Annotated in this window: 8 protein-coding genes and 1 pseudogene; 1 reads left to right on the top strand and 8 read right to left on the bottom strand. The window is 66.9% G+C overall.

The genetic code is table 11. The features are described from left to right. Window positions 1-65: 65 nt before the first annotated feature. The 7 genes from rplV to rpsJ are packed head-to-tail and all read right to left on the bottom strand — an operon-like array spanning window position 66 to window position 3,703. A complete protein-coding gene (gene rplV / locus ACRDTL_RS08915) occupies window positions 66-545 on the bottom strand; it encodes a 50S ribosomal protein L22 (protein ID WP_431506346.1) in 480 nt (159 codons plus the stop codon). Window positions 546-600: 55 nt separating this feature from the next. Next, complete coding sequence (gene rpsS, locus ACRDTL_RS08910) at window positions 601-882, bottom strand: 30S ribosomal protein S19 (RefSeq protein WP_431506345.1); 282 nt, start codon at window positions 880-882, stop codon at window positions 601-603. Between the two features lie 36 nt (window positions 883-918). Next, window positions 919-1,752, bottom strand: coding sequence for a 50S ribosomal protein L2 (rplB, locus tag ACRDTL_RS08905; RefSeq protein WP_431506344.1), 834 nt, complete (start codon window positions 1,750-1,752; stop codon window positions 919-921). A gap of 25 nt (window positions 1,753-1,777) precedes the next feature. Further along, window positions 1,778-2,080, bottom strand: coding sequence for a 50S ribosomal protein L23 (rplW, locus tag ACRDTL_RS08900; protein ID WP_431506343.1), 303 nt, complete (start codon window positions 2,078-2,080; stop codon window positions 1,778-1,780). Further along, window positions 2,080-2,736, bottom strand: a complete 657-nt coding sequence (rplD, locus tag ACRDTL_RS08895) for a 50S ribosomal protein L4 (protein ID WP_431506342.1) — start codon at window positions 2,734-2,736, stop codon at window positions 2,080-2,082. The genes rplW and rplD overlap by 1 nt, the downstream gene beginning before the upstream one ends. Next, on the bottom strand, window positions 2,736-3,389 hold the full coding sequence (gene rplC, locus ACRDTL_RS08890) for a 50S ribosomal protein L3 (protein WP_431506341.1): 654 nt from the start codon (window positions 3,387-3,389) through the stop codon (window positions 2,736-2,738). Before rplC ends, rplD begins: the two co-directional genes overlap by 1 nt. Before the next feature lie 8 nt (window positions 3,390-3,397). Then, window positions 3,398-3,703, bottom strand: a complete 306-nt coding sequence (rpsJ, locus tag ACRDTL_RS08885; RefSeq protein WP_003873519.1) for a 30S ribosomal protein S10 — start codon at window positions 3,701-3,703, stop codon at window positions 3,398-3,400. A gap of 356 nt (window positions 3,704-4,059) precedes the next feature. Here rpsJ and ACRDTL_RS08880 point away from each other — a divergent pair. Continuing rightward, window positions 4,060-4,548 (top strand): annotated as a pseudogene (locus ACRDTL_RS08880) (hotdog fold domain-containing protein). Between the two features lie 89 nt (window positions 4,549-4,637). Here the strand turns inward: ACRDTL_RS08880 and ACRDTL_RS08875 are convergent. Next, a partial coding sequence (locus ACRDTL_RS08875) for a carboxylesterase/lipase family protein (RefSeq protein WP_431506340.1) occupies window positions 4,638-6,059 on the bottom strand: 1,422 nt, incomplete at its 5' end.

The following is a 6,059-nucleotide window of genomic DNA, read 5'->3' as shown; positions in this document are numbered from 1 at the left end:
CCAGCGGCTCTTGTGGTCCGTGGAGATGCCGAGGCGGAAACCGTTCGGGTTGATCTTCTGCCCCATCAGGCCTTCCGTCCCTTCTTGGTCGTGGTCTTGGTCGCTGTCTTGGTCGCTGTCTTGGTCGCTGTCTTGGACGATGTGGCCGGCTTGTCGTCCTCGACTGCGGGCTGGACCACCAAGGTGATGTGACTGGTCCGCTTGTTGATCCGGGAGGCCCGACCCTGGGCTCGCGGACGCCACCGCTTCATCGTCGGACCCTCGTCGACCATCGCCTTGGTGACGAGCAGCCCGTTGCGGTCGAGTCCCTCGGTGGTCTCGGCGTTCGCGACCGCGCTCTCGAGAACCTTGTAGATCGTCTCGCTGGCCGCCTGCGGTGCGAACTTCAGCAGGCCCAGCGCGTCGTCGACCCCCAGGCCGCGCACCATGTCGACGACACGGCGCGCCTTCATCGGGGTGATCCGGACGAAGCGCACGGTCGCGAAAGCCCCGGGCTGGTCACCCAGCAGGCTCTCGCGACGGGCACTGACCCGCCTTCGCTCCATAACGCTCATCGTTTGGTTCTCTCTCAACTCATCGGTGGTTGGCCGCCGGTCCGCCTCAGCGGCGGCGGGCCTTCCGGTCGTCCCTGACGTGGCCCCGGTAGGTACGTGTCGGGGCGAACTCCCCCAGCTTGTGACCCACCATCGAGTCGGTGACGAACACCGGCACATGCTTGCGGCCGTCGTGCACGGCGATCGTGTGGCCGATCATGGCCGGCACGATCATCGAGCGACGCGACCAGGTCTTGATGACGCTGTGCGTGCCCTTCTCGTTCTGGCCGTCCACCTTCTTCATCAGGTGGCCGTCCACGAACGGGCCCTTCTTCAGGCTGCGAGGCATCGCTTGGCTCTCCTTCTTCCGCTGAGTTTCTTACGCTCAGCGCTTCTTGCCGGTGCGGCGGCGGCGGACGATCAGCGCGTCGCTGGACTTGCGCTTGCGAGTGCGGCCCTCGGGCTTGCCCCACGGTGAGACCGGGTGGCGACCACCGGAGGTCTTGCCCTCGCCGCCACCGTGCGGGTGGTCGACCGGGTTCATCACGACACCACGCACCGTCGGGCGCTTGCCCTTCCAGCGCATCCGGCCGGCCTTGCCCCAGCTGATGTTCGACTGCTCGGCGTTCCCCACCTCACCGACGGTGGCGCGGCAGCGCACGTCGATGCGGCGGATCTCACCGCTGGGCATCCGCAGCGACGCGTAACTGCCCTCCTTGCCGAGCAACTGGATGCTCGACCCGGCCGAGCGGGCCAGCTTGGCACCGCCACCCGGCCGCAGCTCCACCGCGTGGATCAAGGTGCCGGCCGGGATGTTCCGCATCGGCAGGTTATTGCCCGGCTTGATGTCGGCGTTGGGGCCCGACTCCACCACATCGCCCTGTGAAAGTCCCTGCGGCGCGATGATGTAGCGCTTCTCGCCGTCCAAGTAATGCAGCAGCGCGATGTTGGCGGTGCGGTTCGGGTCATACTCGATATGCGCGACCTTCGCGTCGACGCCGTCCTTGTCGTTGCGGCGGAAGTCGATCACTCGATAGGCGCGCTTGTGTCCGCCACCCTTGTGGCGGGTGGTGATCCGGCCGTGCGCGTTGCGTCCACCGCGACCGTGCCGCGGACGCACCAACGACTTCTCCGGAGTAGAGCGGGTGATCTCGGCGAAGTCGGAGACGCTGGCGCCGCGACGGCCCGGAGTCGTCGGCTTGTACTTTCGAATTCCCATGTCTGTTGAGTCTCTCTATCCTCGGCTACGCCGGTGCCCCGAACAGGTCGATCGGCTTGCTGCCCGGCGCCAGCGTGACAATGGCGCGTTTGGTGTTCTTTCGCTTGCCGTATCCGGTCCTGGTGCGCTTGCGCTTGCCCTGTCGGTTCGCGGTGTTCACCGCGGCCACCTTGACCGAAAAGATCTTCTCGATCGCGATCTTGATCTGCGTCTTGTTCGAGTCGGGGTGCACCAGGAATGTGTAGACGTTGTCGTCGATCAACGCGTAGGACTTCTCCGAGATGACCGGCGCCAAGATGATGTCGCGGGGATCAGTGACAGTCGCCATCAGGCCGAAACCTCCTCGGCGGTCTTAGTGGCGGCGGCGATGTAGGCGCCCAGTGCCTCGACCGAAAACACCACATCGTCGGCGCGCAACACGTCGTAGGTGTTGAGCTGGTCGGGAGCCAGCACGTGCACACCGGGCAGGTTGCGCACGCTTTTGGCGCCGGTCTCATCGCTGCGTCCGATCACCACCAGCACCTGCTTGCGGTCGGTCAGTGTCTTCAGAAAAGCCTTGGCACTCTTGGTCGACGGAGTCTGGCCCGACACCAGCTCGGTGATCGCGTGGATACGGCCGTTGCGCGTCCGGTCGGACAACGCCCCGCGCAGCGCGGCGACGATCATCTTCTTCGGGGTGCGCTGGCTGTAGTCGCGCGGCTTGGGGCCGTGCACGACGCCACCACCGTTGAATTGCGGTGCACGCACCGAGCCCTGCCGGGCACGACCGGTGCCCTTCTGCCGGTACGGTTTCCGGCCGCCGCCACGCGCCTCGCCGCGGGTCTTGGTCGAGTGTGTGCCCTGGCGGGCTGCCGCCAGCTGCGCGGTAACCACCTGGTGCATCAGCGCGATATTCGCCGGAACGTCGAACAGCTCGGCCGGCAGCTCGATGGAGCCCTCGGTCTTGCCGGCCGGCGTTTTGACGTCAATCTTGACGGCTGCCATTACTTCTCACCTCGTTTGATCGCGCTGCGCACCATAACGAGCCCCCCGGTGCGGCCAGGGATAGCGCCCTTGATCAACAGCACGCCGTTTTCGGCATCGACCTTGTGCACCATAAGGTTCTGCGTGGTCACCCGGTCGTTGCCCATCCGGCCGGCCATCCGGGTGCCCTTGAACACCCGCGACGGAGTGGCGCAACCGCCGATGGAACCCGGCCGGCGATGCACCGCCTGAGCGCCGTGGCTGGCACCCTGCCCGTGAAAACCGTGCCGTTTCATGGTACCGGCGAAGCCTTTGCCCTTCGAGGTACCGGTCACGTCGACGTAGCTTCCCGCAGAGAAGATCTCGGCCGTCAGCTCTTGGCCGACTTCGTACTCCGCGGCCGCCTCCAGGTCGTCGAGACGCAGCTCGGCCAGATGCCGGCGCGGGTTGACGCCGACGGCCGAGTACTGACCGGTCAGCGGCTTGTTCACCTTGCGGGGACTGATCTCGCCGTAGGCCAGCTGCACCGCGCTGTAGCCGTCACGCTCCGGTGTGCGGATCCGGGTCACCACGTTGGGGCCGGCCTTGACCACCGTGACCGGGACAACTCGGTTGTTTTCGTCGAACACCTGCGTCATGCCCAGCTTGGTGCCGAGAATGCCCTTTCTCGCCATTGAGACTCCTACTGGATGTTGACGTCGACGCTGGCCGGCAGATCAATGCGCATCAAAGCATCAACGGTCTTGGGCGTCGGATCGAGGATGTCGATCAACCGCTTATGCGTGCGCATTTCGAAGTGCTCCCGCGAGTCCTTGTACTTGTGCGGAGAGCGGATGACGCAGTACACGTTCTTCTCGGTCGGCAGCGGCACCGGTCCCACCACGCTGGCGCCGGTCCGGACGACCGTCTCGACGATCTTGCGCGCCGAGGCGTCAATGGCCTCGTGGTCGTAGGCCTTGAGCCTGATGCGGATCTTCTGTCCCGCCACGCTGTCCCTACCTCACTCGTCAATGTCTCGACCCGGTGTTCCGCGTCTGTCCGCTGCGCTCGGCCTACGTGGCGTCGCGCCCGTTGTTGCGCCGCTGTTTACCTGTCGTGGTCCACCGGCCCCCGCGGTCGGGTGTGTCGCCCAAACGCAGCCTGGTCCGCGACCGAAATTCGTCGCGCTCCAAGGATGGGACCGGACGCGCCCGTTTGGGCGCCGGTCGTATGCCCGGCCAGGCGCTAACCCGGCGCAAGGCAACCTGAACAGTATGCCCCAGATCGTGACATCGGCCAAATTCCGGTCCCTCGACGCCACGAGCCGGCACACGCGGTCCTTACTCCAGAGTAAGGTGGCTCGGCATGACCCGCCCTACCAGTACCTATGCGGCCTGGCAGCGGCTGTCGGGCCGACCGGGTGGCACCCGGCTGTTCTCGGCGACGGCGATGACGCGCGTCCCGTACTTCGCCTCGGTGCTGCCGCACGTGGTGCGCATGCAGCCGGGCCTGGCCGAGGTGCGGGTGCCCAAGTGGTTCTTCGTCTACAACCACTTGCATACCGTGCACGCGATCGCGGCCTGCAACGCCGCCGAGGTCGCGATGGGCATGCTGATGGAGGCCACCGTGCCGCGCAGCCACCGCTAGGAGCCGTTAGGCTCCGGAAAGACCGAGTGCGTGCAGTACCTGGAAAAGGCCACCACGTCATTGCGGGCGGTGGCGCGGCTGGAGCCGCCGGACTTCGCCGAGATCGCCGACGGCGTCGAGCTGGTGGTGCCGGTCAGCGTCACCGACCGCAGCGGCACGGAGGTCGTGCACTCCGACATCACCACCTGCGTCACGCCGGTGCGGTGACGCGCCTCCGCTCGCGCCGAAATCGACGTTAGCGCGGAACCCACGCGCACTTTTGCGCGCGAATGTCATTCTCGGCGCGGCCTACAAGCTCACGACTTGCCCTTCAACGTTGTCCAGAACGGGCATTGGTGTGACTCCTCGAAGGTGGTCGTAATCCTGCTGCCGTCGGGGCGAAGCGACATCCACGGCGCGTGCTCGCCGCCCGTCGCCGGCCAGGCGGGTTGGCCGGCAGCCTTCGGCGCGCCGCTGGTCACGAACTGGCTCCAGTAAGCGATCATCTGGTCCGACAGCGTCTGCTGGGCGGGATCGAGCGGCGGGGCGCCGCCAACATTGAACAGATACCGCAGCTCCAGTGAATGGCTGGCGCCGACCGGAAATGGCGCATGCCGCAACGAATCCGGAGCCGGCGCATGCGGATCGTCGAACTCGTAGGCATAGACCGGTGCGCTGCGGCTCAGCGCCAACGCCATCCGGTCGGCAACGCAGGCGAAGACGCCATCGGTGGCCGCTGCGGAGTAGGCCAGCGACGCGTCCCCGCCGTAGCGGTCGGGTGGGTAGTGCGCCAGCACGGCGGGACCATCGGCACCAAAGATGTCGGCCAGCACGCGTGGATATTCGGCGGGGGTGACACCCCGGTCGGACCGCAGATACCGCAGCGCCGCGAACATCGTGAACTCGTCGTGATTGGTGCCGATCAACACCGGCACCCGGGCGGCGTGGCCGCTGGCGATCGCCGGAACCGCACCGCCCGGCAATACCGGTGTGCCGCTGACCGGACCGCTCAGGGCGTCGGAGTCACCGATGCGGGAGTACCACGGCGGGCGGGCCAGTTCCGTGGCCGGCAGCGCCCGCAGGCATTGGGCGGCGGCCGGATCGGGGCAACCCGCCGATACCGCATAAGCCCCGCTGATACGCTGGGCCGTCGCCAGGTCGGCCACGGCCTGACACGGCGCGCTCTGAATGATCGCCGCGCGGAACAGCCCCGCCGATGCCGGTGCCACCAGGTGATCGCACACCGACATGCCGCCGGCGGACTCACCGACGATCGTCACCTTGGTGGAATCGCCGCCGAATGCCGCGATGTTGTCGCGGACCCAGCGCAGCGCGGCCTGCTGATCGGCCAACCCGTAGTTGCCGACACTCGACCCGAGCGAGGGATGGGCGAGGAACCCCAGCGCACCCAGCCGGTAGTTGATCGTGACGACAATGATGCGGCCCTTGGCCGCCAAAGACCGCGCGTGGTAGATGTCGCCGCTGCCGTTGACGAAGCCGCCGCCGTGAATCCACACCATCACCGGGAGCTTTTCGGTGGTCTTGGGACCGGCGGGCGTCCATATGTTGAGCGTCAGGCAGTTCTCGCTGGTCGGCTTGCCGGTCTTAGGGTCGTGTCCGGCTTCCTGAATGCATTGCGGCCCCGGTTTGGTGGCGTCCAACATGCCCGGCCACCGCGGCGCCGGCCGCGGCGGCTGCCAGCGCAGCGGCCCCACCGGCGGCGCCGCGTACGGGATACC

Origin of the sequence: Mycobacterium sp. (assembly GCF_050700595.1) — a bacterium.
GTDB lineage: Bacteria > Actinomycetota > Actinomycetes > Mycobacteriales > Mycobacteriaceae > Mycobacterium.
Note: the sequence above shows the minus strand (reverse complement) of the source record. Positions and strands in the feature narration are given on the sequence as shown.